Source organism: Agaricicola taiwanensis (assembly GCF_014635245.1).
Classification (GTDB): domain Bacteria; phylum Pseudomonadota; class Alphaproteobacteria; order Rhizobiales; family Methylopilaceae; genus Agaricicola; species Agaricicola taiwanensis.
This window is the reverse complement of the sequence record NZ_BMCP01000004.1, coordinates 174,559-199,562: the sequence shown is the minus strand read 5'-3', so window position 1 is coordinate 199,562 and position 25,004 is coordinate 174,559. Positions and strand designations below refer to the sequence as shown.

Genomic DNA, 25,004 nt, shown 5'->3' with positions numbered 1-25,004 from the left:
TACTTGTCGGCAAGCTCCGTCGTCACCTTCTCGAGCCGGTCCTTCTGCTCATCCGTTCGCTCCGCAGCCGGCACGGCGCTCAGCGTGCCATACTCCTTGAGAAGCGCCGTCACAGCGGCAGCCTCGCTCGGCTCCCAGCTGCTTCCCTCGGTCTCGGAGGATGACTTGCCGGCCGCCTCTTTGATGAAAGGCAGCTGGTCCTTGAAGGGCTTCGTGAAGAAGTCATCGGGCAGATCCTTGCCCGTCTTCTCCTTGTAATGGGCCTTGATGCTGTCTTCGGTCGCGCCTTCCGTCTCGGTCATGCCCATCAGAGCGGCGACCGTATCCAGCTCGGCCGGAGCGCCATTCGGTTCCGCCCCGTTGGTCCGGAACAGCATGCCCGGGGTGGTGATGCCGTACTTGTCGGCAAGCTCCGTCGTCACCTTCTCGAGCCGGTCCTTCTGCTCATCCGTTCGCTCCGCAGCCGGCACGCTGCTCAACTCGCCGTACTCTTCGAGGAGCGCGGTTACAGCGGCGGCCTCACTGGGCTCCCAGCTGGAACCATCCGTATCGTCGGTTCCGTCCGTCCCGTCCGTTCCGTCGGTCTCCGTTCCGTCCGTATCGTCGGTTCCGTCGGTTCCGTCCGTTCCGTCCGTTCCATCGGTATCCGTCCCGTCCGTCCCGTCCGTCCCGTCCGTCCCGTCGGTTCCGTCAGTCCCGCCCGTCCCGCCCGTCCCGCCCGATATCGCGCTGATATCGATACCCAGAGCCACAAGAGTGGGGATCATCACATCCAGGTTCGCCTTGGCCCAGGCCGCGAGCGGACCACCGCCCTCGACAAGGGCGATCTGGGAATCATACCAAGCCTGCCAGCCATTAGCCGCATTATCATTGTTACCGTTGTTGGCGTTGCCCTTGTTGGCAAAGTTCGTAGGGTCGAACTGGAATTCGTCCCCATTACCGGGGACATATGCCTTTGAATCGCCAAACAAGCCCGCGGGATCCGACGGATCTCCATTAGTTACGCCTCGAACAGCCATAATAACCCCCTTGGAACAGCCATGGGCAGGATGATTGAAATTTAATTAAAAAGATAAGCCTGTATCTTCAAATCGGCAACATAAATATTTAGTTTCATTAGAAACTTAAAGTAATGGGGCAGAGACGCCCGTATTGACTTGTTGCAGGTGTAATCTTTGACATTACGACGACAGTCACCAAGCGCGACATCATTATGGTAAATACTGATGTGAACGTTCGCAGCAGGTGAAAAAATCCGGCGGAACAGCATTCTCGAGGCGACCACTCATCTGCATCGTCCAAAGAACAAGGCCGAAAATTGCCAGGAACTATAAAAGAAGACGCCCGCTCCAAGGTGGAGCGGGCGTCGGACAGGCGCTCTTGTCAACTGAAGTGAGAAATCAGGCGGTCACTTCCAACCGCCGCCGCCGGACAGATAGACCGTATCGGCAGTCATGAACTCGCAGGCATCCGAGCACATGAACAGCACCAGCTCGGCGACCTCATCCGCTTCGGCGATGCGCTTCATGGGGATGTCCTTGGCGAACTTCTCCGCCATCTCCGGCGTGGTGCCTGATGCAGCCTGGAAGTTGGTGTTCACGGGCCCGGGCGAGACGGAGAGGCAGCGGATGCCGCGATCGGCGAATTCGCGCGCCACGCCCAGCGTCATGGTGTGCACCGCGCCCTTGGCGGCGGCATAATGCACCGAGGTCCCGGGGCCGCCGCGCTTGTGCGCCATGGAGGCAACGTTGATGATGACGCCCTTGCCGTTCTCCAGCATGTGCGGCAGCACTTCCTGCGTCGCGTAATAGGTGCCCTTGACGTTGAGGTCGAAGGAGAGGTCCCACAGCGCGTCATCGGCCTCCAGGAAGGTACAGCGCTTCAGCGCCGAGCCGGCCGAGTTGAACAGGAAGTGGACCTTGCCGAATTTCTCGACGGCCTTGGCGACGAGGTTCTTCACCTGCTCGCGCTTGGTCACGTCGCAGGGCACGAAGATGGCATCGCTGCCCTCCTTCTTCACCGCCTCGACGACCTCCTTGCCACCGGCTTCGTTGATGTCGCCGATGACGACCTTGGCGCCCTCACGCGCGAAGATCACAGCGGTGGCGCGGCCGATGCCGCTGCCGCCGCCGGTGATGATGATGGTCTTGTCCTTGAAGTAGCCGGGTGTCCGGGCCATGGGGTATTACCTCGTGTTCTGCCTGAGTTGCTGATGCGTGAGAGCGGCCCTACGAGGCCGCACTCCTGGCCTGCGCGATCTGGCTTGCGGCATGAGCGCCTGCGATCCGCCCGAAGACGGCGCCGCGCAGCACGGACGTCGCGCCCGTGTATCGGCCGTAGTAGATGCCCGTCACTTCACCCGCCGCATAAAGGCCGGGGATGGCGCGGCCATCGTGATCCACCACCTGCGACTGCGAATTGAACCGCAAGCCGCCGAAGGTGAAGCAGCAGGAGGAGGCGATCGGCCATGCGCGGAACGGTCCCTTCTCGATCGGGCGCGCCCAGTTCGACTTCGGCGGCTGGATGCCCTGCGTGCCCAGCCCATCGACTTCAAGAGGCTTGAACTCGCCGGGGCGGGTCGCCGCATTGAAGGCCTTCACCGTTGTTTCGAGATTTTCGGCGGGAACGCCGATCTTGGCGGCGAGTTCGGCAAGCGTGCCCGCCTCATACGGCTTCTCATCCGAGCGGACCGTGCGCTGCCAGTTGGGAACGTCGTCGAGCCCGGCGTCGGTGATCGCATAGGCAACGCCTCCCGGCAGCCGATTGATAACGCGCGACACGTTCTCATAGATGGCGTCCACGGCAGCCGATGCCTCGTCTATGAAGCGGTTGCCCGTCTTGTCGACAAGTATCCCATAGGGGAACATGAAGACGATCGGCTCGGACACGCCCGAGCGCGGATCGATCGGCTCGGCGTGGTATTCGGTAAAGTCGCCACTGGTCGCGGCGCCGACGTCCAGCGCCATGCGGATGCCTTCGCCGCGATTGTAGTAGCCGCCCCTGGCGATGGGACGAACATATTTTGCATGGGTGCCGATGTAGCGCCCCATCATCTCCGCATTGCCCTGGAAGCCGCCGCAGGCGATAACGACCGAACCCATGAACCGCAGATTGCGATTGGTGGCATTGCTGGCCTTCAGACCAACGATCCGGCCTTCATCGTCCTGAATCAGCTTGTCGGCGGTGGTCTCGTAGAAGAACTGGACACCGAGATCCTCGGCTGCCTTGCCGAGCGCCTCCACCAGAGCCCAGCCGCCGCCCACCGGGCTGATGCGCGTGGTCGACTGGGTGATGAGGTAGCTGGCCATGTCGGAATAGGTGATCCCGAATTGCTTGAGCCACTGCAGGGTCGGCCCGGCCTTCTCAGCCAGGGTTCCGATGACATCGGGGTCGGTAAAGGACAATGCCTTGACGATCGAGGGCCACTCCTCATAGGGACGCGCCGTCTCCTGGACGAGGCTGGGATCCAGGAAGTGCCCGCCATTGTCCATGAAGTGCTCTTCGAAGTCGTCCGAGACCTCGTTCTCATTCTTCATGCGCATGAAGGCTTCGGTCCAGCGCGTGTTGCCGCCGCGCTCCTCGAAGGTCGCGCGCTCCAGCACGGCCACCTTGGCCCCGTCCTGCGCCGCCGAAACCGCGGCGGACAGGCCGGCGATGCCGCAGCCGGCGATCACGACGTCGAATGCATGGGTCATGCTTGCGTCTCCCACTTGGTGAAGCCGAGCTGGGACGGATCAGGCCGCATGTCCGCGTCGGACCGGCGCTGCTTCAGCACCCAGCGGCCTTCCTCCTTGATCAGAGTGTCGGTGTAGGTCGTCTGAAGGTAAAGCTGGGGCGCCTCGCCCTTCTTGACACCGGCAAGCAGCACATAGACCGAGCCGGTGATGGTGCCGTCGCCATTGTCGGTCAGCAGCACCTGATTGTTCCAGTGGCGTGTCTGGATGCCCTTGTCGATCCAGCGCTTGTAATGGTCTACGGCGAAGATGCTTAGCTCCGGACGTCCGTTGCACTCGCCGAAGGTGGACGAGAGATACTGGCCTTTACTCGCGTAGCAGTTGGACCAGCCCTCGCCGTCGCCGCTGTCGATGGCGCGGGCGTAACGGGCATAGAGCTGCATGATCTTGACGTAGTCTTCGACGGACGGGTCCATGGTGGACTCCCTTGAACGCTTGTTCTTGTCGGGTCAGCGCGGCTCGAGCCCTCGAGACGTCGCGCGGGAATGCCCCTCAGGATGAGGCGCGAAGGCTGCGGCCTGCATCGGGGGAATGAGCCGCCCCTGGGCCTCATCCTGAGGAAGCTGACGGGGCCGTCGCGGGACGGCCCCGATCGTGCATCAGACCTTGATGGCGAAGGGATCGCGCTCTTCGTCGGAGAAGTCGATCATGACGTTCTTGGTCTGCAGGAACTCATCCAGCGCCACGAGGCCGCGCTCCTTGCCGAAGCCGGAGTCCTTGTAGCCGCCGAACGGCGCCATGGCGGCGGCCGCGCGGTAGGTGTTCACCCAGACCGTACCGGCGTGGATGCCGCGGGAGACGCGCAGAGCGCGCGACAGGTTCGTGGTCCAGACGCCGGAAGCGAGGCCATATTTGGTGTCGTTGCCGATCTGGATGGCTTCCTCTTCGGTGTCGAAGGGGATGATCGAAAGCACGGGGCCGAACACTTCTTCCTGCGCCAGCGTCATGGAGTTGTTGACGTTGGTGAAGATGGTCGGCTCGATGAAGAAGCCCTTGGAGAGGTTCTCGCCCTTGGCGGCCTTGCCGCCGGTGGCCAGCGTTGCGCCTTCCTTCACCGCGTTCTCGATGGACTGCATGATGCGCTTGAACTGCGGCTCGTTCGCCGCCGTGCCCATCTCGGTCGCCTTGTCGAGCGGGTTGCCGAGCTTGATCTTCTTGGCGCGCTCCACGAGGCGGTTGGCGACCTCGTCATAGATGCCGCGCTGCACCAGCAGGCGCGAACCGGCGATGCAGGTCTGGCCGGTTGCCGCGAAGATGCCGGCGAGAGCACCGGTCACGGCCTGATCGAGGTTGGCGTCCTCGAAGATCATGTTGGGCGACTTGCCGCCGAGCTCCAGCGTCACGGGGATGAGGAGCTTGCCCGCATCCGCCGCGATCTGGCGGCCGACGCCGGGGCTGCCGGTGAAGGACACGCGGTCGACGCGGCCGCTGTTGGTCAGCGCCTGGCCGACGCGATAGTCGCCGGTGACGACATTGACGACGCCTTCGGGGAAACCGGCTTCCTTCACGAACTTGGCGAACTCCAGCGTGGTGACCGAAGCATGCTCGGATGGCTTGATGACCACGCAGTTGCCTGCGGCCAGCGCCGGAGCAAGCTTGTTGGACAGAAGCCCCATGGGCGAGTTCCAGGCCGTGATGAGCACCACCACGCCGAGAGGCTCGCGACGGGTGAAGTCGAACACATTGTACTGGTCGAGCGGGATGGTCTCGCCCTGGATCTTGTCGGCGGCGCCGGCGAAGAAGCGGTAGGCGCGGGCCGCGAAATGCATCTGGCTGTGCGTCTCGCGGATGACCTTGCCGTTGTCGGTGGTCTCCAGGATGCCCATGCGCTCGGCATTGGCCTCCAGGATGTCGGCCAGCTTGTTCATCAGCCTGCCGCGGGTCAGGCCATTGGTCTTGCTCCACACCGTGTCATAGGCGCGGCGGGCGGCGGCGACTGCATCCTTCACCTGATCGGCGCTCGCCTGCGGAACCTGGGCGTGCTCCTCGGTGGTGTAGGGATTGATAGCGGGGAAGTATTCCTGGTTCGCGGACTTCACGAACTCATTGTTGATGAACAGCTCATATTTCGTAGACATGGCAACTGCCTTCTTCAAGGTTGCAGCGGAGGAGCCTGAGGACCGCGCCCTCAGGCGATGGGATCGAGATCAAGGCGCACGACATCGCCTTCCAGCGACGACGAAGCCTTGGGATATTTCTTCAGGACGATGGGATCATGTCCCGGCACGACATGATCGGGGCTGTCGGCCAGCGCGTAGCAGGTCTCGTAGCCCTTGATCGTATCCGGAAAATTGTAGAGGGCGGGGAAGGGATTCTTCTCCTCCATGTTGAAGTAGTAGTGCGAGGCATCGGCCGCGAGCACCACCCAACCCCGCGCCGTGTAGACGCGGACGATCTGCATGCCGGCCGCATGGCCGCCAACTTCGTGCAGGGTCACACCGGGCGCGATCTCCGTCACCTTCTCGTGGAAGGTCACCGCGCCCTCAAACAGCCGGTCGATCGTGGTTTTCACGTCATCGACGAGATAGAAGCTGCTGACCGAGCTTTCGGTCATGGCCGGACCGGTGGTGAACTCCACTTCCTTGCGCTGGATGTGAACCTGCGCATTGGGGAACATCTCGATATTGCCGGCATGATCCCAGTGCAAATGCGTGACGATCACATCGTCCACCTTGGCGGGGTCGACGCCGATCGCCTCGATGCCCGCCACCGGCGAGCGGATGAATTCATGCCCGCGCTGGACGCACTTCCATTCCTTGGAGCCGGTATCCACCACGATGGTGCGTGTCTTGTTGCGCACCACCCAGACATAGAAGTCCATTGGCTGCGGCGCGCTTATGTCGTCGCCTGGATGGCAGAACAGGCAGTTATGGACCCGAAGCCGGAAAGGACTTTCCGCCCAGCGAATGGCGAAGATTTCATAGGGCTCGGGAGCACTCATGGACTTCCTCCTTGTTCTTCTTGATTGGACCTGGCCTCAAGGAAAAAAGTGGCGGGATCATCGCCGTGATGATGACCCCGCCCAGGAGGCATTAGCCCATCATGAATTGCGGCAACCAAAGCGTGATCTGCGGGAAGGCGATCAGGAGCCCCAGCGTGATCAGTTCCAGGATGACGAAGGGAATGACGCCCTTGTAGACCTGCTGCGTGGTGACAAGACCCTTGCCGGCACCCGCGACCACGAAGAGGTTGAGACCAACAGGCGGCGTGATGCAGGACAGCTCGATCAGCTTCACCATGATGATGGCGAACCAGATCGGATCGTAACCTAGACCCGTCACGATCGGATGCACGATGGGAACCGTCATCACCATCATGGAGATGGGGTCCATCAGCATGCCGAGCACGAGGTAGACGGCAACCAGCGCCAGGAACAGCACCCAGGCCGGCAGTGCCAGGGTCTCGATGCCGCTGAGGATGTCTCCGACGAAGCCGGTGACGAGCAGCAGGCGCGAGAAGGCCAGGCCACCGATGACGATGAAGAACATCACCGCCGTGGTTGTGGCCGCCTCCGACATGCCCTGCACCAGCGTCTGCGTCGTCATGCGGCGCATCAGCAGAACCACCACCAGCGCGCCCACCGCACCCACGGCACCCGCCGCGGAAGGTGAAACGAGGCCGGAGTAGATGCCGCCGACGACGATGAAGGCGATGACCGCGATGGGCCAGACGGTGGAGAGGCTGCGGATACGCTGCCCCAGCGGGAAGCGGCGGTCCGACGGCGGCGCCCAGTCCGGCCAGATGCGGACGAAGATCCCGATCCCGACGAGGTAGACTGCAGCCGTCAGCAGGCCCGGCAGGATGCCGGCAATCAGGATCTGCCCGATGGATTCATTGGTGAGCACGCCATAGAGCACCATGGTGATCGACGGCGGGATCATGGCGGCGAAGGTACCGGCCGCCGCGATACAGCCCGCCGAGGCGGCGCGGTCGTAGCCGAGCTTGACCATCTCCGGCAGCGCGATACGGGTGAAGAGCGCCGCGCCCACGATGGTGGAGCCGTTGATGGCGCCGAAGCCGGCGGAGGCCAGTGTGGTCGCCATGAACAGCCCGCCGCGAACGCGTGCCAGCCACATGTCCGCCGACCGGTAGATGTCGGAGATGATACCCGAGGCACCGGCGATGACGCCCATGGCAACGAACATCGGGATCGCGGCAAAGGTATAGGAGCTTGCCGTCGCGAACGGCAGCGTGCGGAAAGTGGTCATCATGAAGCCGGAGCCAGCGGCGGCATACATGCCAACGGCCGAAACGGCGATCATTGCGACGGCAACGGGAAGACCGATGGCCATCAGCAGGAGCATCACCACGATGCTCACGCAGGCAATGGTAAAAGGATCCATCAGGTCACTCCACAGGCACATGCTCGGCGCTCGTCGCCCCGCGATGGGTGAGCGCCTCTTTCGGCCAGATGAATGCGAAGATGATCTGGCGGAGGGTTTCGGTAGCCGCGAAGACGAGACCCACGGCGGAAAGGATTTTGGCGAGCCAGATCGGCACCGGCACATAGCCGGCCGACACCTCACCCACGTTCCAGGCATGGATGGCGCCATCGATCGCCTGATAGCCGAGAAGGCAGAAGGCCGCGAGGGTCGCGATCAGCGCGAGAATGTAGAGCGCAAGCTGAAGTCCTGTCGGGAACATCTGTATGATGATGTCCACCACGACATGCTGACCGTGCCGTTGCGCGTAAGGCAACGCCAGGAAGATCACCGCCGCCAGCAGCGACTCCGTCATTTCCACGGCGCCCATGAAGGGAGCATTGAAGAAGGCACGGCCAACCGTATCCCAGGTGCCCAGCACGATGATGGCCGCAACACAGAGACTGGCCACGACCAGGGCCGCAAAGCATAGATGACCGGAAAGCCGATCGATCTGGGCGGCAAATCCCTGCGGCCTATCGGCCGCAGAGAGAGTGGTGTCAGGATGTTCGGAACCCGCCATGATTACTTGGCCTGTTCCATGACCTTCTTGGTGTCAGCGACGACACTCTTTGCCTCTTCGCAGAGGTTCTTCTCGCACATGGTGTCCTGCCAGGTCTTCAGCATGTCCGGGAACATGGCGTTGAGCTTTTCCTGCTCTTCGAAATGCACCACCTGCGCGCCGGCCGCATTCGCATCCTCAAGATGCTTCTTCTCGGCGACCTCGAAGTTCTCCTTCTCCCAGGCGACCGCGACGTCATAGGCCTCCTTGAAGACCTTCTTGAGGTTGTCGGGCATGGCTTCGAACTTGTCCTTGTTCATGAAGGACGAATAGGCGGCAATGGCGCCGAAGTTGATGTCGCTCCAGTTCTTGGCGACTTCATAGAGTTTCAGGAAGCCGGAGTTCTCGACCGGGTTGTAGCCGCAATCGAGGCTGCCGCGCTGGATGCTCTCATACATTTCGCCCAGCGGCACGTTCACGGGAACGGCGCCGATCTGCTTCATGACGTAGGGCGGCCAGTCACCGAAGGTGCGGATGCGCTTGCCCTTGAGATCTTCGATGGTCTTGACCGGCATGGTGCACTGCAGCCGATATGGCGGCAGGCCATGGATCAGCACGGCTTCAAGGTTGTTCTTGTCCAGCTCGGCCTGGATCGCCTTGTTGTTGGCGATCTGGTACTCCTGGATATCCATGGCGAGCTTGGGATCCTGCCAGGTCATGGGCAGCGAGTTGATGAGGCCCATCATCGGCCACTGCGCCGGATAATAGGTCGGCGGGAACGAGGCGAAATCCACGGCGCCCGAGGACACGAGGTCCATCAGTTCACCCGGGCCGCCGAGCGAGCCGGACCAGTAGAACTGGATCTTGACCTTGCCGTTGGTGCGCTTCTCGATTTCCTTGGCAAAAAGCTGCTCTGCCTGGGCCGAACCCCAAGCCGGCGGCGCAAAATGCGCCCAGCGCAGGTTCATGCTCTTGAACTCTTCCTGCGCAGCGGCGGTCCCCGCCAGTCCCGCAGCGCCGATCGCCATGGCCACGGCACCGGCGAAAAACTTAGATAATCCCATATCATCCTCCGCTACCTGTCGATTTCAAACTGTCGACAGTTATCACATAACCTCTAGCACTGGTCTTGCCCACCTGCAACGTTCTTGCACGAGCAACGCCAAGCTGGCGATAAGACATTGATATTGCTGTGGTTTTTCCTTAAATATCGCCGGAAGAGGTTTCCTGTCCTCTTTATTCGCAGCGACATGCACTCCCTTATTCCTCAAGCTGATAGATTTATCCCGCCACTTCAACTCATTCTTCGGAACTCATTAGTGACAAAATGTAATCGATCAAGTTTTTGAGAGACCGATGAATTCGCCATGCATGCATAAGGCAAGTTACGCGGCGAAATACTCCATCTGATTTGCGTCACGGAGCCTGACGTATTGAACGGCCTCGTCGTTCAGCCAGTCAAGGAAAACATTGAGTGGCCATTGCTCGTGCTTCCGCTCCGGATAGACAATACAGTAACGCTTGTCGCCGGGGACATGCCGGTCACAGGCAATGATCAACTCGCCCGAACGCAGCTCATTCAGCACATAGAGCTTTGGAACGAGCGCCAGTCCCAGCCCCGCCACCGCCGCCTTGATCACCATGGAAAACATGTCGTAGCGCGTGCCGACTCTGGAATTGACCTCGGTCATGCCCACATGGTCCCACCATTTCTTCCAGGCGTCCGGCCTCCCCCGCTTCTGCAGAAGCGGAAGCCCCTTGATCTCGGAGGGATCCAGCCCCTCCCTTCCGCCGGTGATCCTGGGGCTGCACACGGGGATCAGCTCTTCCGCGAACAGGGCCTTTTGAATCATCCCCGCCCAGGCCGGATGGTCGTAATGCAGCGCGGCGTCGAAGGAGCTGCCGGCAAAGAGAAAAGGATCCGGCCGCTCGCTGATGTTGATGATGGTGTCAGGATATCTGGCGTGGAAACGCGGCAACCGCGGGATGAGCCACTGGTTGGCAAAGGTCGGGATGACCGCCAGTTCGATCACTCCCCCCGTGGCAGGCCGGCCCTGGAGATGAATGGTATCGCCTTCCAGATCATCGAGCCGCTGGACGATACGTTCCCAATAGCGCTTGCCGGCCTCGGTGAGATGCACCCGGTTCTTCACCCGCGTGAAGAGCGGGACGCCAAGGAACTCCTCCAGCCGGCCGATCTGGCGGCTGACCGCCCCCTCCGTCAGCACCAGCTCCTCCGCCGCGCGCGAAAAGCTCTCGTGGCGGCCGGCCGCCTCGAAGGCTATCAGCGCCGTGGTGCTGGGGATGTTCCGTCTCACCGTCAACCGCTCCTTCACTGAAGGGGGCAGTTCATGCCCTCAGTGCGAAAAAATCAACCAGGATCGCCGCCAGATCATCTGCCCGGCCCTCCAGCGTGACGCCGTCGCCATCCTCATGAGCGATCTCCGCCAGAGAGGAATCGGGGATGATCTTGAGAAGAGATGAGCCCTGGCGCCCGATCAGCCGGTCCTCCTCCGGCGTCACGATCTCCAGCACCAGCGTCTTCACCGGGATCGCGGCATAGCCTGCGCCGAGATCGTAGTTGAGGTTGGCACTGTAGAGGCGCGCCGAACCCTCCGAGCCCTGCAGCGTGTCCAGCACCAGTGCTTTCGCCAGCGCATCGCCGCCTTTGAACGAGCCCGACATGGCGCCCGGCTGCAGCCACACGTTCATCATGGTCCGGTATGTCAGCGCCCATTTCTCCGCCCGCATCAGCTTGGGATCGCGCGCGGCGGCCACATCCTCATAGGGCTTGACGAACTTATGGATCGCCTCGTTGCGCTCCTTCTGGTCCGCGATGATGCTGTGGCTCTGCCCCGCCAGCACCAGGCGATCGATAAGCTCGGGATAGCGAACGGCGAGCGAGGTCGCGACCTTGTTCCCGGAATGATGGCCATAGACATGGGCCTTGGCGGCGCCCAGCTCCCGGATCGCATCGGCACAGACGTCGGCGATCTCATCGATGGAGGTGCCTTCCGGCAGAGGATCGGAATTGCCGAAGCCCGGCAGATCGATGGCAACCGCCCGGCAGGACGCGCCAAGCACCGGCACCACTTCGTCGAACATGCGCGCCGAACGGCCGGACTGATGGATCAGGAGCACAAGCTCACCCTCACCGGCCGCGTAATAATGAACCTGTCCCAGGCGCGTCGCCAGATAACCGCGTTCCAATCCATCCTCCTATGTTGCGGCGCGCACTGTAGACAGTTGACCGAAAAGCGGTCAACTGCGATGTATCCGCCAAAGACCGCAACCACCCAAGGGGGAGAAAAGCCCATGCGACTGACCATCCAGGAGGCGCGCGATCTGGTGCACCGGACCATGCTGGCCGTCGGACACAGCGACGAGGACGCGGGCATCATCACCAATCATCTCATGGACTGCGAACTCCGGGGCCAGGACTATGGCGGGCTTGCGCGCGCGCTTTCCGTTGTCGAGCGCATTCGCAGGCGTCCTGAAGGCCGCAAGCCCATTTCCGTGGCGCGCGAGACGCCCGTCTCGGTCCTGCTCGATGGCGGGGACCAGGCCGGTTATCTCGTCGGCTACCGTGCCACCGTCATGGGCATTGAAAAGGCAAAGGCGCAGGGTATTGCCATCGCCGGCATGTTCAACACCTGGTACACGGGCATGTTCGCCCATTATATGGAGATGGCGACCAAGGAAGGCCTCGTGGCCATGGCAGCCGGCAGTTCTGATTGGCGCGTGGCTCCCAGCGGCAGCAACGAGGCGCTGTTCGGCACCAATCCGATGGCTTTCGGTTTCCCTTCGGAGGGCGATCCCATCATCATGGATGCTGGCGTTTCATCCATCATGATGAGCGAGGCGACGCTCGCCCGCCGGCTTGGCCAGGAATTGAAGGAGGGAATTGCCTATGATGCCGAGGGCAATCCCACGCGTGACCCCGCCGAGGGCCTGGAAGGCGCCTTCGCTGTCTGGGGCGGGCACAAGGGCTCCGCTTTTGGCATCACCATTCAGCTCTTCGGATTGCTCTGCAACGGCGCCCTCAAGCCCGATCCGCTGTCGGACTGCTGCCTGTTCCTGATGTTCATGAAGCCTGACCTCCTTGTGGACGAGGCAACCCTCCGCCGCCAGGTCTCCGGCTATGCGGAAACCGTCCGCAACGCCCGCCGCATCGAGCAGGACAAGCCTGTTCGCATGCCCTTCGATCGCTCGGCCCGCGAGAGACAGCAAAGGCTCGCGGACGGCCATGTGGAGGTCGCCGACCTGGTGGTGGAAAAGCTGAGGAACATCATCGCCGAAGGATGAGCGCCGGCCGGCGCGCGTGTGGGGCCGGGTCGGCGACCCGGCAACCCGCGCGCTATCGCGATGCAGCAAATATGTCGGGCAATTACAGTGCAGTGCAAAATATTAAAGTTACCCGACGATGAATGCTTCACATCGTCGGAAGGAAACAGCTTTCGGGCGCATTACCTCCCGGCACTGCAAGTTTAAGACTGGAAAAAGCCGCACAGTCGGCGCGGCGCAACCCGTTTTTTATGCAGCAACCTCACCGGCACGGCGCATGGCCGTTGCAGAAATACCATAAATATTTATTGGCATATGACAAATATAGATGAAAAATACAGGCGCCAACGCAAGACATAACTGCCGTTAGTCAACATTCGTCCTACCACTAATGTCTTATGGTCGCCGGCTAAGCCCGGAACTACTCTTTTTCACGAAAGAGTGAGTATCATGCTGTCTTGTGATTCTCGGAAGGGAAGACCACAGGCCTGCCGACTGCCCGCAAAGCGGGCACGACTGCCGCATAAATAAAAATAAGCGTCCCCGACACAATAAACCGACGCCTGAAGAGGAAACACAGATGAGCGTATCAACCGTAGCCGCCGGGCCAGCGGCCCCACAGAAGATGACGAAGGAGGAGCGCAAGGTTATCTTTGCCTCATCCCTCGGCACCGTGTTCGAATGGTATGATTTCTACCTGTACGGTTCGCTGTCGGCGATCATCGCCGCCCAGTTCTTTTCCGGCGTCAATCCAACCGCCGCCTTCATCTTCGCACTGATGGCCTTTGCCGCAGGCTTCGCAGTCCGTCCTTTCGGCGCGATCTTCTTCGGCCGCATCGGCGATCTCGTGGGCCGCAAATACACCTTCCTCATCACCATCATGCTGATGGGCATATCCACCTTCATAGTCGGCATCCTGCCATCCTATGCAAGCTGGGGCATGGCGGCGCCGGTCATCCTGATCATCCTGCGCCTGTTCCAGGGCCTGGCGCTTGGCGGCGAGTATGGTGGTGCCGCCACCTATGTGGCGGAACATGCGCCCCATGGCCGTCGCGGCTTCTACACCTCCTGGATCCAGACCACCGCCACCTTCGGCCTGTTCCTCTCGCTGCTGGTGATCCTGGGCGTGCGCACCGCGCTCGGCGAGGAAGCCTTTGCCGACTGGGGCTGGCGCATTCCGTTCCTGGTCTCCATCATCCTGCTGGGCATCTCGGTCTGGATCCGTCTGTCGCTCAATGAATCCCCGGCCTTCAAGCGGATGAAGGAAGAAGGCAAGACCTCCAAGGCCCCGCTGACGGAAGCCTTCGGCCGCTGGGACAACGCGAAGGTGGCGATCATCGCGCTGCTCGGTGGTACCGCCGGCCAGGCCGTCGTCTGGTACACGGGCCAGTTCTACGCCCTGTTCTTCCTGACGCAGACGCTGAAGGTGGATGGTGCAACGGCCAACATCCTGATCGCGCTCGGCCTTCTCATCGGCACGCCCTTCTTCATCGTGTTCGGCTGGCTGTCCGACAAGATCGGCCGCAAGCCCATCATCCTCGGCGGCTGCCTGCTCGCGGCACTGACCTATTTCCCCGCGTTCAAGGCCATCACGCATTACACCAACCCGGCCCTGGAACTTGCGCAGTCGACGGCACCGGTGACTGTTGTCGCCGATCCCAACGAATGTTCGTTCCAGTTCAATCCCGTCGGCACCTCGAAGTTCGTCACCTCCTGCGACATCGCCAAATCCTTCCTGGCACGCAACTCGGTGAACTACTCCAACGAGGCGGCTCCGGCCGGCACCATCGCCAGCATCAGGGTCGGTGACACCACGATCCAGTCCTTCGACGGTTCCGCCCTCCCGGCCGACCAGATGAAGACCCAGACCGCCACCTTCACCACGCAGATGACCGAGGCCATCCGAAGCCACGGCTATCCGGCCAAGGCCGACCCGGCTCAGATCAACACCCCGATGGTGGTGCTGCTCCTGACCTACCTCGTCCTCTTGGTGACCATGGTCTACGGCCCCATCGCGGCCCAACTGGTTGAACTGTTCCCGACCCGCATCCGCTACTCGGCCATGTCGCTGCCCTATCACATCGGCAACGGCTGGTTCGGCGGCTTCCTTCCCACCACGGCCTTCGCCATGGTGGCGGCCACGGGCAACATCTACTACGGCCTCTGGTATCCCATCGTTGTGGCGGTCATGACCTTCATCGTCGGCATCTTCTTCATGCCCGAAACGAAGGACCGCGACATCTACGCCAACGACTGACGCCCCCTCCAGCGTCAGATACGAAGCACCCTGCCGTCCCCTGCGGCAGGGTGTTTCTGCTTATGGAGGTCCGCCCGGGATCACGGTGCCGGAACGGCACTGCCGGGACCGCCGGGTTTCTTCCCCTCGAGCTTGAGGCCAAGCTTGTCGGCCAATCCCTCCGCGGCACGGGCCTGCGCCATGAGCGCATCGGCCGCTGTCTGCATCAGCGCATTTCCCTCGTTGTTGCCGTCGGCCAGCATCTGGTCATAGGCTTCCGTGCCATCGTCGGTGCGCTTCTTGATCGCGCCCAATGCCTTGGTCGTGGCCGTCAGCGACTGCTCCAGCTTGTTAGCCTCCTCCGGCGCCTTCACGCGGACGTAATCGGCCAGGTTCGGTCCGCGCATGACAGTCCCGCTGATCCTCTTGTAGGTGCCGTTGTAGATCGAGGCCATGCCGATCTGGTTGTAGTAATAGGCGTTGTGGGTGTTATCGGAGAAACGATCATGCTCCTGCCGCGGATCGTGCTCTGAAAGCCCGCGCATCATGCGCTCGTGGGCGAGCTCCTGGGAAAGACCAGCCATACCGGCGAGGATCACGGCAAGGCCTTCCTCATCACTCTTGCTCTCCAGGGCCTTGCGCGCCGCGCCTCCCTCGCCCCAGGCACTCCCCATTTCCTTCAGGTCGTCGGTCAGGAGTTCGGTCGCCAGCTTCAGGTAGTCGCGGCGGCGCTCGCAATTGCCGCCGGTGCAAGCGTCCAGCGAGAAGTCCGTGGCCGGCCGTATGCCGGCGCCAGGCGCCGTCCCATTGAGGTCCTGCCCCCAGAGCAGGAATTCGATGGCGTGATAGCCGGTCGCCACATTGCGCGCATTGCCATGAGCGCCGTGCAGCCGGACCAGCACCTCTTTCGAAAGCGTGGAAACGTCGATCTCGTTCTCGCCGGCACGAACCGCCTTCGCGGCGATCACATTGGCGCCGCCAAGCGGATTGTCCGAGGCGGTGACCGGCTTATCTCCATCGACATAGTCGATCAGCCCCTCATCCATCCGCCAGCGGTTGACCCTGCCCTGCCATTCCTCGACCTGCGCATTTCCGAAACGGAAGCCTTCCGTCTGCTGATAAGGCACGCGCGCGGCCACCCAGGCGTCACGCGCCGCCTTAAGCGTGTCGTCCGACGGCTCGTGGAGAAGACCGGTGACCGCTCCCTCCAGCGTGTTGGCGGCGGTCAGGGCATCGCCATACATCGCTTCCGCGATATCCGCATAGGTCGTGAGCACCTCTCCAGGCGCCGGTGCCGGGCCCTGCGCCTGGGCGGGGCAACAGAAGAGGGCGGCAGCCATTCCCATGGCCAAACGATGATGAAGCGTCATCCTGAGATCTCCCTGACGGCTCACGTTCTGGCGCCTGGGACTGTCCGGCGCACTGCTTGCAACAGACCTAGCGCGCGGGCGGCGGACTTCAAAAAATCAAAGCGGCAGGCCTGCGATGTTCTTCACTTCTTCCATCACAGGATAGGTATGCGTTTCCTTGACACCCGGAAGCGCTACCAGAATCTCGCCGAGGAAACGGCGATAAGCCGACATGTCCTCGATCCGGCTCTTGATGAGATAATCGAAGCCGCCCGACACCATATGGCATTCCAGCACCTCCGGTGCCCGCCGCACCGCCGCCGCGAAATCCTCGAACACCTCCGGCGTGGTGCGGTCGAGCTTGACCTCGATGAAGACGAGAAGCCCCAGACCGACCTTGGTCGGATCCAGCCGCGCATGGAAGCCGGTGATGTAGCCCTCCCGCGTCAGGCGCCTGACCCTTTCGCTTGTGGCGGTGGGCCCGAGGCCGACCCGATCGGCGAGCTCCGTCGTTGTCATACGGCCATCGTCCTGCAGCAGTTGCAGGAGGCGCAGGTCGATCTTGTCGAGCATTCTCGGGTTTTCCACGGCAGAATATAACCCACGTAGAGGATATCACGGTTTATAGCGGATTTTCGCCGATGTGTCCCGGTGCAACTATCGGTATATTTACCTTGATCGGGAGCGGCATCCACTCTCGGTTTATCCTTCGAGACGCCGCTCCGGCGGTTCCTTTGATAAGGGCACGCCCCCTGCCCCATCGCCAAGGAGGCCCGAACAGGGTCGTCTCGAACGGTAAGCCGGACGACAGCGCGTTCAACCGCGAAACGTGTATTCCCCGCTTCCGGCGATGCGGATGCCCTGGCGGCAGGGCAAGACGTCCGGTCCTTGAATCTCCGAGCGCCATAGGCGCGTAAGACCTGCGTCCTCCCCCATGGAAAGCCTCACATCGGCCATCGCCAGGCGCGCCGAATGACCGCTCTCGGCATCAAGAGCAACGCCATTGATATGTGGGAGGTGGTGCCCCCGGCCGGGATCGAACCAGCACTCCGTGAGGAACCTGATTTTGAGTCAGGCGCGTCTACCAGTTCCGCCACGGGGGCACGGGCGCGGATCATAGCCACGGCGCGCCGTTCTGCAAGCCGGGATTTGTCCGAAGCTCGCGCTATTTCTGATGCGGCAAGGAGAAGCTGCCCATGCCGCATTATGACAAACGTGATTTTCCCTTAAGCGAGATCCGCGAGCATCTGGAGCCCGGGCCCATCGTGCTCGTCAGTTCGGCCCTGGAGGGCCGCCAGAACATCATGGTCATGGGCTGGCACATGATGCTGGGTTTCGTGCCGGCACGCCTTGCCTGCTACATCTGGAGCGAGAACCATTCCTTCGAGATGATCCGCCGATCCCGCGAATGCGTCATCAACGTCCCCACGGTCGATCTGGCGGAAAAGGTCGTCGCCATCGGCAACAGCAGCGGCCGCCACAAGGACAAATTCGCTGAATTCGGCCTGACACCCGAGAAGGCCGCCAAGGTTTCGGCGCCCCTGATCAAGGAATGCTACGCCAGCTTCGAGTGCCGCCTCGACGACGACCACATGGTGGAGGATTCAAACCTCTTCTTCTGGGAGGTGGTGAAGGCCCATGTCGACAGGTCGGTTCAAGCACGCACGATGCATTACCGCGGCCAGGGCACCTTCATGATCGCCGGCGAGGAGCTCGATATGCGCAACCGCTTCAAGCCGGAGATGCTTTAGGCGCCAGCGATCACAGGTCAGTGCTCCTGCCCTCGGTCGATGGATTTGGTTTCGGCGCTGGTGTAGAGCACGTGCACCATGGTTCGCAGCCTTCCCCTCACCCCTGTGTCTGCCGCGCTGCTGGTTGCGCTGGGCGCTGCCGGCACCGTCGGCATGGCGCTCGTCTTCGAGCACGTCTTCGGCTACGCGCCCTGCCCGCTCTGCCTTCAGGAGCGCTGGCCCTATTACATCGGCGTGCCGCTGGCACTTGCCGTCTTCTACGCCGCGCGCGGCGGCGCCAGCCGCCGCTCCGTCATGATCGGCCTCTTCCTTCTCGCGCTCCTCTTCATTGTCAGCGCCGGCCTCGGCACCTACCACGCCGGCGTGGAGTGGAAACTCTGGGCCGGGCCCTCCGACTGCTCCGGCGGCTCGGTGACATCAAATGCGGGCGGGCTCATGGGCCAGCTCCAGTCGCAGGCCCGTATCGTGCGCTGCGACGAGGCCGCCTGGCGTTTTGCCGGCCTGTCCTTCGCCGGCTGGAACGCGGTGATCAGCCTCGCCCTCGCCGCCATCGCCACACTGGGCATGCCGCGGCGATAGTTGGGTGAGCTCGGCCGCATGCTTCGAGACGATTGCTGCGCAATCGCTCAGCATGAGGGAAGTGGGTGTGGCTCCATTGCACGACGCGAGAGCCGTTCCAGCGGTCGCTGCGGCGAGCTGGATGGCATGACCGTCGAGAACCGGAGCGGAGCGTACGCTGTACGTGAGCGCCGGAACGGCTCTCAAGGCTCCAGCTCGGTATCCCAGTAGAGATAATCCATCCAGCTGTCGTGCAGATAGTTCGGCGGGAACAGTCGGCCGTTGCGGTGCAGGTCGTGCACCGTGGGTTCGAAGGGTTTTTGCGACGGCCACATGTTGGCGTCACGGGGCATCTTGCCGCCCTTCATGAGGTTGCAGGGCGAGCAGGCGGCGACGATGTTGTCCCAGGTGGTCAGGCCGCCTCGCGAGCGGGGAATGACGTGATCGAAGGTGAGATCTTCGCGGGCGCCGCAATACTGGCAGCAGAAGCGATCGCGCAGGAAGACATTGAACCGCGTGAAGGCCGGGTTGCGCGCGGGCTTGATATAGGTCTTCAGGCAGATCACCGAGGGCAGCGGCATCTGGAACGATGGGCTGCTGACCGTCTTGTCGTAGTTGGAGACCACGTTCACGCGGTCAAGGAAGATCGCCTTGATGGCATCCTGCCACGACCACAACGACAAGGGATAGTAAGACAGCGGACGGAAATCCGCGTTGAGGACAAGGGCCGGGCACGCATCGGGCGAGACGTGGATCGTCACCGCACACTCCGTGAAAGCCGCCGGCAACCCTTCTGCGCCAGCGCATGCGCATTAGTCTATATGTAATGTGTCAGCCTTGTGAAGCGGCTACTTGTGGTGTCTTTACGCCTTTGAAGGCCGCCTTCAGGAAGGCGCCTCCCTGGCGCAATCCCTCACCATCAATGCCATGGCCGAGGCCATGCGCAATATGAAATTCCGCCGGAATTTCAGCCTTCGCCAATGCCTCTGTCGCCATGAACAGCGCGTCGAAGGGCACCACCTGGTCGTGGGTTCCATGCATGAGGAGGATGCGCGGGCGCGCCGTCGCGTCGGTTGCGAGATGCTCGGGGCCGACAAGCATGCCGGAAAAGCCGAGAATGGCGGCCGGGCTGATTCGCCGGCGCAGTCCCACATGCAGGCTCATCATGGTGCCCTGGCTGAAGCCGACCAGCGCCAGCCGCTCCGGCGCCACGCCCTGCCGTTCCAGCTCCTCATCGAGGAAACGGTCGAGCCCAGGCCCCGCCTGGGCGCAGCCGCGCCAGCGCTCGTGCGGATCGCGGAAGGTGAGGCTGAACCATTGCCGTCCCATGGGCGCGCCCGCACAGGCTTCCGGCGCATGGGGACTGACGAAGGCAGTGTCGGGCAGCAACTCCTGCCACTCGCGGCCGATGGCGATGAGGTCGTTGCCGTCGGCGCCATAGCCGTGGAGGAAGACGACCAGGTTCTTGGCCTTACCCGATGCGGCATCGAGGCGGGGTCCGTCGATCTTCATCGGTGTCACTCCTCCAGGAAGTCGGCGCAGCGCTGGGGCTCCTGATCGCCCCAGGGCATGATGGGCACGGTGGAGGTGGAATTCTCCGGAGATCCTTCGATCAGCCTGTCGGTGTAGATGAGATAGACGAGGACGTTCCGCTTGGCATCGCAGCCGCGCACGATCTGCACCTTCTTGAAGAACAGCGAGCGGCGCTGGCGGAAGGCCTCCTCGCCCTGCTCCATTTTGCCCTTGAATTTAATGGGGCCGATCTGCCGGCAGGCGAGCGAGGCGTTGGACACCTCCTCCGCAAGGCCGGCCCAGCCCTTCCAGCCGCCGATCTCCGGCAGGGTGAAATGGCAGGACACACCCTCCACCAGCGGGTCATCGATGGCGTAGACGCCGAGTTTCGCATCCGGCGACAGCAGGCGGAACACGGTGCTCTTCTTGAAGATGAGCTCCGGATCGTCCTGCGCGGCGGCGGGCAGCGCAAAACCGGCAAGCATCAGGGCAAGAACGAGAAGGCGGCGGATCATGGAAAGGCTCCTTGGGCAGGCAGGTCGTCTTCTATGTCGTGATCCGCAGGCAAAGTCCAAGTGGCTGCGCATGCGCAACACGCAAGGCTCACACCGGCGTAGCATCCCGCCCCTGCTTCGCCACGCGGTAGTAGGCCCACAGGAGCCGTGCCGCGAGGCCGCGGTAGGGCCGCCACACCTCCGCCCGCTCCCGCAGCGCCTTCGGTGAGGGGCGCGCCTCCAACCCGAAACCGATGCGCGCCGCCTCCTGGAGGGCAAGGTCTCCGGCGGGAAAGACATCCGGATGCTCCAGCGCGAAGAGAAGATAGACCTCCGCCGTCCAGGGGCCGATGCCCTTCACCGCCACCATGCGGGCGATGGCCTCATCCGCTTCAAGTTCCGCAAGCCCTGCAAGATCAAGCGCGCCGGAAGTGACTGCCTCGGCGACACTCCTGAGCGCCCGGATCTTGGGTCCCGACAGTCCCGCGGCTTTCAAGGTCATGTCATCGGCGCCGGCCACCGCCTCCGCCGTGATGGCGCTCAGCGCGGTCTCGCAGCGGGCATGGATGGCGCGGGCCGCCGCAACCGAGATCTGCTGGCCGATGATCACCCACGCGAGCCCCGCATAGCCCCGTGCAATCCGCCGGTCCGGCAGTTCGCCGGCCGCCACGGCAAGGGGTGCAAGCGCGGGGTCAAGCGAGATGAGGGCGGCGAGAGGCATCCGGTGGGCTGTCATGGCCGGGAGGATGCATGACGCGTGGCGCGCTGCAAATCCGAAAGCTGTGCATCCGTCTCGTCTGGCCGGGGACGGGCTGCAAAAACATGCGCTCCCCCCTATCATCGCCGCGTCATGACATCCGTCTTCCGCTTTGCGCCCAGCCCCAACGGCTTCCTTCATCTCGGTCACGCCTATTCGGCGCTTCTCAATGCCGATCTGGCGCGCGCCGCGGGCGGCCGCTTCCTGCTGCGCATCGAGGACATCGACCCCGAACGCTCCCGCCCCACCTTCGAGGAGGCGATCTATCACGACCTCCGCTGGCTCGGACTGGATTGGCCCGAGCCGGTGCGGCGCCAGTCGGAACATGTGGCGGAACATGCGGAGGCGCTGCAGCCGCTGAAGAGGCGCCGGCTCGTCTATCCCTGTTTCTGCACCCGCGGCGAGATCCGCGCCGAAGTCGCCCGTCGCGGCCCCTCCTGGCCGCGTGACCCCGATGGCTCCCCGCTTTATCCTGGCACCTGCCGCCATATCGTCGAGCCGGAACGTCTCCGTCGCCTCGGTGGCGGCGCACCGCACCTCTGGCGCCTGGACATGGCAAGGGCCGTGGCGGAAACCGGGCCGCTGTCCTGGACCGGGATCGCCGAGGACGGCACGATGCACGATATCCTGGCCGACCCCGCGCGCTGGGGAGACGTGGTCATCGCCCGGCGCGACGTGCCGACGAGCTATCATCTCTCCGTGGTGCTGGACGATGCGGCGCAGCGCGTCACCCATGTGGTGCGCGGGCAGGATCTTTACCACGCCACGGCGATCCACCGGCTGCTGCAGGTGCTGCTGGAGCTGCCGGCGCCGCTTTACCGGCACCACCGGCTGGTGCTGGATGAGGAGGGCCGCAAGCTCTCCAAAAGCATCGGCTCGGCCAGTCTGCGCTCGCTGCGCGAGGCGGGCGAGAGCCCTGCCGGCATCCGCCGCCGCCTTGGCCTTTGAGGGTCAGCCCTTGCTGGGCGTGGCCAGCTTGTCGATCTTGTCCTTCATGGCGGCGATCTCCTTCTTGAGATCGTCGATCTCGCTGCCGGTCTCCGCAGGGCTTTCGCTGGCAGCCGGCTGGTTCGCCCCGGCCTGGAACGGCGAGAACACGCGGAAGGCCTTTTCGAACATGGCCATATTGGCCCGCACCTGCTCCTCCATGGATGCGAAGGGTGCACCGCCAAAAGCCGTGCCCATCTGCGAGCGCAACCGCGCCTGCTCCCGGGTCAGGGATGCAATGGACATATCGAGATAGGACGGCACCAGCGCCTGCATGCTGTCGCCATAGAAGCGGATGAGTTGGCGCAGGAAGGTGATCGGCAGGAGATTGGTGCCCTTGCCCTCTTGCTCGAAGATGATCTGCGTCAGCACTGAGCGGGTGATGTCCTCGCCGCTCTTGGCGTCCACCACGACGAACTCCTCGCCATTCTTCACCATGACCGCCAGATCTTCGAGCGTCACATAGGTGCTGGTACCGGTGTTGTAGAGGCGCCGGTTGGCGTATTTCTTGATGGTGATGGGTTCAGGCTCTTTGCTCATCCGGGTCGCTTCTCAGGAGGTCTGACGGCACTTGAGACGGTCTCTAAAAAGCCACGATAAGACTATTGCGGTGCACCTGTCACCCTTTCATCATGATGATGATTTTATGGGCAGGAACACCTACCGCATCGCGATTGATCAGGAGACTGCGCGCGCCACAGCCGGTGCGCTTCCTCTTGATTGTGGCACCATAATCATCCCCCTTTGCATTCCGCATATCCCGGAAAGGATATTTGGCTGAAGTCGCCAGGCTGCCGAGTGGCTCGCCGCGCCGCGGAAGGTGACCAGACAGAGGCGGTCCGCCGCGCGTTCTTCCGCGACAGCCTTCCCCAGACCGATATTGAAGCCGCCTGAGCAAGAGACCGCCGAGCCATGGGGCATGGCGAATTCTTCCTCGCCGCTTGCTCCCGTGTCTCGCGCTCCCCACCTCAGCCATGGACCTGCCCGGCTTGACACGGCCCGCCCTGTGGTGCCGAAGATGCGGGCGACCGGCCTCGGGGGCGAGGCCGACAACCCATGGGAGAGAACTATGCCGTCAGCGGAAGATGTGGTCATTGTCGGAGCGGCGCGCACGCCCGTGGGCTCGTTCAACGGCGCGCTGTCGAGCCTTCCCGCCCACAAGCTGGGCGAGGTCGCCATCAAGGCCGCGCTGGAGCGCGCCGGCGTCGGCGTCAATGAGGTGTCCGAAACCATCCTCGGCCAGATCCTGACCGCCGGCCAGGGCCAGAACCCGGCCCGGCAGGCCTCCATCGCAGCCGGCATTCCGGTGGAAAGCCCGGCCTGGGGCGTCAATCAGCTCTGCGGTTCGGGCCTGCGCGCCGTCGCGCTCGGCTATCAGGCCATCCTCAACGGCGACAGCGACATCGTGGTCGCCGGCGGCCAGGAGAGCATGAGCCAGGCGCCGCACTGCGCCAACCTGCGCAACGGCACCAAGATGGGCAGCCTTGAAATGGTCGACACCATGATCAAGGACGGTCTCTGGGATGCCTTCAACGGCTACCACATGGGCAACACGGCCGAGAACATCGCCTCGCGCTGGCAGATCACCCGCGAGGAGCAGGACAGCTTCGCCGTCGCTTCGCAGAACAAGGCCGAAGCGGCCCAGAAGGCCGGCCGCTTCAAGGACGAGATCGTGCCCGTCACCATCTCCACCCGCAAGGGCGACATCGTGGTGGCGGATGATGAATACCCCCGCCACGGCGCGACGCTCGAGGCCATGCAGAAGCTGCGGCCGGCCTTTGCGAAGGAAGGCTCCGTTACCGCCGGCAACGCCTCCGGCCTCAATGACGGCGCCGCCGCCGTGGTGCTGATGACGGCGAGGGAAGCCGAAAAGCGCGGCGCAAAGCCGCTTGCCCGCATCGTCTCCTGGGCGCAGGCCGGCGTCGATCCCGCCGTCATGGGCACCGGGCCCATCCCCGCCTCGCGCCGCGCGCTGGAAAAGGCCGGCTGGAGCACCTCCGACCTCGATCTCATCGAGGCTAATGAGGCCTTCGCCGCCCAGGCCTGCGCCGTCAACAAGGACCTCGGCTGGGACACCTCCAGGGTCAATGTCAACGGCGGCGCCATCGCGCTCGGCCACCCCATCGGCGCCTCGGGCGCGCGCGTGCTCGTCACCCTCCTGCACGAGATGGAAAAGCGCGATGCCAAGAAGGGCCTCGCCACGCTCTGCATCGGCGGCGGCATGGGTATCGCCATGTGCCTTGAGCGCGCGTGACGAAACCGTCATGCTGGCCCTCTAAACCCCGAGCGAAATTGACTGCGGCCTGAGCGGTTTTGGCCCTATACTAAGGTTGCATGCGGGAGGGTCTTGATACTTCCGCATGTAACAATCGACAGACCGGGCCGAATCGCCAACAAGCGTGAGAGCTCGGCACTTATG

24 protein-coding genes and 1 tRNA gene are annotated in these 25,004 nt (G+C 62.9%); 6 read left to right on the top strand and 19 right to left on the bottom strand.

Translation table 11 applies throughout. From position 1 onward, the window contains the following. From IEV58_RS15355 to IEV58_RS15305, 11 genes are all read right to left on the bottom strand, one after another. Positions 1–971: hypothetical protein (locus IEV58_RS15355; protein ID WP_229729511.1), on the bottom strand; the 971-nt coding region annotated here is incomplete at its 3' end. 437 nt (positions 972–1,408) lie between these two features. After that, the gene (locus IEV58_RS15350; protein ID WP_188410678.1) at positions 1,409–2,179 is read right to left on the bottom strand and encodes an SDR family NAD(P)-dependent oxidoreductase; all 771 of its coding nucleotides are present in this window, start codon (positions 2,177–2,179) and stop codon (positions 1,409–1,411) included. A gap of 49 nt (positions 2,180–2,228) precedes the next feature. Next, a complete protein-coding gene (locus tag IEV58_RS15345; protein ID WP_188410677.1) occupies positions 2,229–3,695 on the bottom strand; it encodes an FAD-dependent oxidoreductase in 1,467 nt (488 codons plus the stop codon). Beyond that, a complete protein-coding gene (locus IEV58_RS15340; protein ID WP_188410676.1) occupies positions 3,692–4,150 on the bottom strand; it encodes a nuclear transport factor 2 family protein in 459 nt (152 codons plus the stop codon). Before IEV58_RS15340 ends, IEV58_RS15345 begins: the two co-directional genes overlap by 4 nt. Before the next feature lie 183 nt (positions 4,151–4,333). Beyond that, the gene (locus tag IEV58_RS15335; RefSeq protein ID WP_188410675.1) at positions 4,334–5,812 is read right to left on the bottom strand and encodes an aldehyde dehydrogenase; all 1,479 of its coding nucleotides are present in this window, start codon (positions 5,810–5,812) and stop codon (positions 4,334–4,336) included. Between the two features lie 50 nt (positions 5,813–5,862). Beyond that, positions 5,863–6,675, bottom strand: coding sequence for an N-acyl homoserine lactonase family protein (locus IEV58_RS15330; protein WP_188410674.1), 813 nt, complete (start codon positions 6,673–6,675; stop codon positions 5,863–5,865). 91 nt (positions 6,676–6,766) lie between these two features. After that, entirely contained in the window at positions 6,767–8,077 is a 1,311-nt protein-coding gene (locus tag IEV58_RS15325; RefSeq protein ID WP_188410673.1) for a TRAP transporter large permease, read from the bottom strand. A 4-nt stretch (positions 8,078–8,081) separates the two neighbouring features. Next, positions 8,082–8,678 carry a TRAP transporter small permease gene (locus IEV58_RS15320; protein WP_188410672.1) on the bottom strand — a complete coding sequence of 199 codons (597 nt, stop codon included), beginning with the start codon at positions 8,676–8,678 and terminating at the stop codon, positions 8,082–8,084. 2 nt (positions 8,679–8,680) lie between these two features. Next, positions 8,681–9,721 carry a C4-dicarboxylate TRAP transporter substrate-binding protein gene (locus IEV58_RS15315; protein WP_188410671.1) on the bottom strand — a complete coding sequence of 347 codons (1,041 nt, stop codon included), beginning with the start codon at positions 9,719–9,721 and terminating at the stop codon, positions 8,681–8,683. A gap of 321 nt (positions 9,722–10,042) precedes the next feature. Further along, positions 10,043–10,975, bottom strand: a complete 933-nt coding sequence (locus tag IEV58_RS15310) for a LysR substrate-binding domain-containing protein (RefSeq protein WP_188410670.1) — start codon at positions 10,973–10,975, stop codon at positions 10,043–10,045. A 31-nt stretch (positions 10,976–11,006) separates the two neighbouring features. Further along, positions 11,007–11,867: an alpha/beta fold hydrolase gene (locus tag IEV58_RS15305; protein WP_188410669.1), complete on the bottom strand. Its 861-nt coding sequence runs from the start codon at positions 11,865–11,867 to the stop codon at positions 11,007–11,009. Positions 11,868–11,972: 105 nt separating this feature from the next. Here IEV58_RS15305 and IEV58_RS15300 point away from each other — a divergent pair, with 105 nt between their 5' ends. Together IEV58_RS15300 and IEV58_RS15295 are read left to right on the top strand one after the other, a co-directional pair. Further along, positions 11,973–12,962, top strand: coding sequence for an Ldh family oxidoreductase (locus tag IEV58_RS15300; RefSeq protein WP_188410668.1), 990 nt, complete (start codon positions 11,973–11,975; stop codon positions 12,960–12,962). 559 nt (positions 12,963–13,521) lie between these two features. Beyond that, positions 13,522–15,198 carry an MFS transporter gene (locus IEV58_RS15295; protein WP_188410667.1) on the top strand — a complete coding sequence of 559 codons (1,677 nt, stop codon included), beginning with the start codon at positions 13,522–13,524 and terminating at the stop codon, positions 15,196–15,198. 80 nt (positions 15,199–15,278) lie between these two features. Here IEV58_RS15295 and IEV58_RS15290 read toward each other — a convergent pair whose 3' ends face one another. From IEV58_RS15290 to IEV58_RS15280, 3 genes are all read right to left on the bottom strand, one after another. Then, positions 15,279–16,547, bottom strand: coding sequence for an imelysin family protein (locus IEV58_RS15290; protein ID WP_188410666.1), 1,269 nt, complete (start codon positions 16,545–16,547; stop codon positions 15,279–15,281). A gap of 96 nt (positions 16,548–16,643) precedes the next feature. After that, entirely contained in the window at positions 16,644–17,099 is a 456-nt protein-coding gene (locus tag IEV58_RS15285; protein ID WP_188410665.1) for an Lrp/AsnC ligand binding domain-containing protein, read from the bottom strand. Positions 17,100–17,544: 445 nt separating this feature from the next. Continuing rightward, positions 17,545–17,629 (bottom strand) — tRNA-Leu (locus IEV58_RS15280). A gap of 93 nt (positions 17,630–17,722) precedes the next feature. Between IEV58_RS15280 and IEV58_RS15275 the strand changes: the two genes are divergently transcribed. Beyond that, positions 17,723–18,277, top strand: coding sequence for a flavin reductase family protein (locus IEV58_RS15275; RefSeq protein ID WP_188410664.1), 555 nt, complete (start codon positions 17,723–17,725; stop codon positions 18,275–18,277). Between the two features lie 78 nt (positions 18,278–18,355). Then, positions 18,356–18,856, top strand: a complete 501-nt coding sequence (locus IEV58_RS15270) for a disulfide bond formation protein B (protein ID WP_188410663.1) — start codon at positions 18,356–18,358, stop codon at positions 18,854–18,856. 182 nt (positions 18,857–19,038) lie between these two features. Here IEV58_RS15270 and IEV58_RS15265 read toward each other — a convergent pair whose 3' ends face one another. The 4 genes from IEV58_RS15265 to IEV58_RS15250 all read right to left on the bottom strand — a co-directional run bounded on the left by IEV58_RS15265 (position 19,039) and on the right by IEV58_RS15250 (position 21,562). Continuing rightward, positions 19,039–19,596: an HNH endonuclease gene (locus IEV58_RS15265; protein ID WP_188410662.1), complete on the bottom strand. Its 558-nt coding sequence runs from the start codon at positions 19,594–19,596 to the stop codon at positions 19,039–19,041. 70 nt (positions 19,597–19,666) lie between these two features. Next, positions 19,667–20,347, bottom strand: a complete 681-nt coding sequence (locus IEV58_RS15260; protein ID WP_188410661.1) for an alpha/beta hydrolase — start codon at positions 20,345–20,347, stop codon at positions 19,667–19,669. 5 nt (positions 20,348–20,352) lie between these two features. Then, positions 20,353–20,862, bottom strand: coding sequence for a CreA family protein (locus IEV58_RS15255; RefSeq protein WP_188410660.1), 510 nt, complete (start codon positions 20,860–20,862; stop codon positions 20,353–20,355). 88 nt (positions 20,863–20,950) lie between these two features. Further along, positions 20,951–21,562, bottom strand: coding sequence for a DNA-3-methyladenine glycosylase family protein (locus IEV58_RS15250; RefSeq protein ID WP_229729509.1), 612 nt, complete (start codon positions 21,560–21,562; stop codon positions 20,951–20,953). A gap of 129 nt (positions 21,563–21,691) precedes the next feature. Between IEV58_RS15250 and gluQRS the strand changes: the two genes are divergently transcribed. After that, positions 21,692–22,546, top strand: a complete 855-nt coding sequence (gene gluQRS, locus IEV58_RS15245) for a tRNA glutamyl-Q(34) synthetase GluQRS (protein WP_188410658.1) — start codon at positions 21,692–21,694, stop codon at positions 22,544–22,546. A 3-nt stretch (positions 22,547–22,549) separates the two neighbouring features. Here gluQRS and phaR read toward each other — a convergent pair whose 3' ends face one another. Further along, positions 22,550–23,125 carry a polyhydroxyalkanoate synthesis repressor PhaR gene (phaR, locus tag IEV58_RS15240; RefSeq protein ID WP_188410657.1) on the bottom strand — a complete coding sequence of 192 codons (576 nt, stop codon included), beginning with the start codon at positions 23,123–23,125 and terminating at the stop codon, positions 22,550–22,552. 529 nt (positions 23,126–23,654) lie between these two features. Between phaR and IEV58_RS15235 the strand changes: the two genes are divergently transcribed. Then, positions 23,655–24,839: an acetyl-CoA C-acetyltransferase gene (locus IEV58_RS15235; protein WP_188410698.1), complete on the top strand. Its 1,185-nt coding sequence runs from the start codon at positions 23,655–23,657 to the stop codon at positions 24,837–24,839. The last annotated feature ends 165 nt before the right edge of the window (positions 24,840–25,004 follow it).

Bases quoted from the DNA above. Each gene is read 5' to 3' on its own strand.
- IEV58_RS15275 (WP_188410664.1), top strand. From the start codon at position 17,723: ATGCCGCATTATGACAAACGTGATTTTCCCTTAAGCGAGATCCGCGAG.
- IEV58_RS15300 (WP_188410668.1), top strand. From the start codon at position 11,973: ATGCGACTGACCATCCAGGAGGCGCGCGATCTGGTGCACCGGACCATG.
- IEV58_RS15345 (WP_188410677.1), bottom strand. From the start codon at position 3,695: ATGACCCATGCATTCGACGTCGTGATCGCCGGCTGCGGCATCGCCGGC.
- IEV58_RS15325 (WP_188410673.1), bottom strand. From the start codon at position 8,077: ATGGATCCTTTTACCATTGCCTGCGTGAGCATCGTGGTGATGCTCCTG.
- IEV58_RS15315 (WP_188410671.1), bottom strand. From the start codon at position 9,721: ATGGGATTATCTAAGTTTTTCGCCGGTGCCGTGGCCATGGCGATCGGC.
- IEV58_RS15330 (WP_188410674.1), bottom strand. From the start codon at position 6,675: ATGAGTGCTCCCGAGCCCTATGAAATCTTCGCCATTCGCTGGGCGGAA.
- IEV58_RS15290 (WP_188410666.1), bottom strand. From the start codon at position 16,547: ATGACGCTTCATCATCGTTTGGCCATGGGAATGGCTGCCGCCCTCTTC.
- IEV58_RS15250 (WP_229729509.1), bottom strand. From the start codon at position 21,562: ATGCCTCTCGCCGCCCTCATCTCGCTTGACCCCGCGCTTGCACCCCTT.
- IEV58_RS15335 (WP_188410675.1), bottom strand. From the start codon at position 5,812: ATGTCTACGAAATATGAGCTGTTCATCAACAATGAGTTCGTGAAGTCC.
- IEV58_RS15255 (WP_188410660.1), bottom strand. From the start codon at position 20,862: ATGATCCGCCGCCTTCTCGTTCTTGCCCTGATGCTTGCCGGTTTTGCG.
- IEV58_RS15340 (WP_188410676.1), bottom strand. From the start codon at position 4,150: ATGGACCCGTCCGTCGAAGACTACGTCAAGATCATGCAGCTCTATGCC.
- gluQRS (WP_188410658.1), top strand. From the start codon at position 21,692: ATGACATCCGTCTTCCGCTTTGCGCCCAGCCCCAACGGCTTCCTTCAT.
- IEV58_RS15350 (WP_188410678.1), bottom strand. From the start codon at position 2,179: ATGGCCCGGACACCCGGCTACTTCAAGGACAAGACCATCATCATCACC.
- IEV58_RS15270 (WP_188410663.1), top strand. From the start codon at position 18,356: ATGGTTCGCAGCCTTCCCCTCACCCCTGTGTCTGCCGCGCTGCTGGTT.
- IEV58_RS15235 (WP_188410698.1), top strand. From the start codon at position 23,655: ATGCCGTCAGCGGAAGATGTGGTCATTGTCGGAGCGGCGCGCACGCCC.
- IEV58_RS15320 (WP_188410672.1), bottom strand. From the start codon at position 8,678: ATGGCGGGTTCCGAACATCCTGACACCACTCTCTCTGCGGCCGATAGG.
- IEV58_RS15260 (WP_188410661.1), bottom strand. From the start codon at position 20,347: ATGAAGATCGACGGACCCCGCCTCGATGCCGCATCGGGTAAGGCCAAG.
- IEV58_RS15285 (WP_188410665.1), bottom strand. From the start codon at position 17,099: ATGCTCGACAAGATCGACCTGCGCCTCCTGCAACTGCTGCAGGACGAT.
- IEV58_RS15295 (WP_188410667.1), top strand. From the start codon at position 13,522: ATGAGCGTATCAACCGTAGCCGCCGGGCCAGCGGCCCCACAGAAGATG.
- phaR (WP_188410657.1), bottom strand. From the start codon at position 23,125: ATGAGCAAAGAGCCTGAACCCATCACCATCAAGAAATACGCCAACCGG.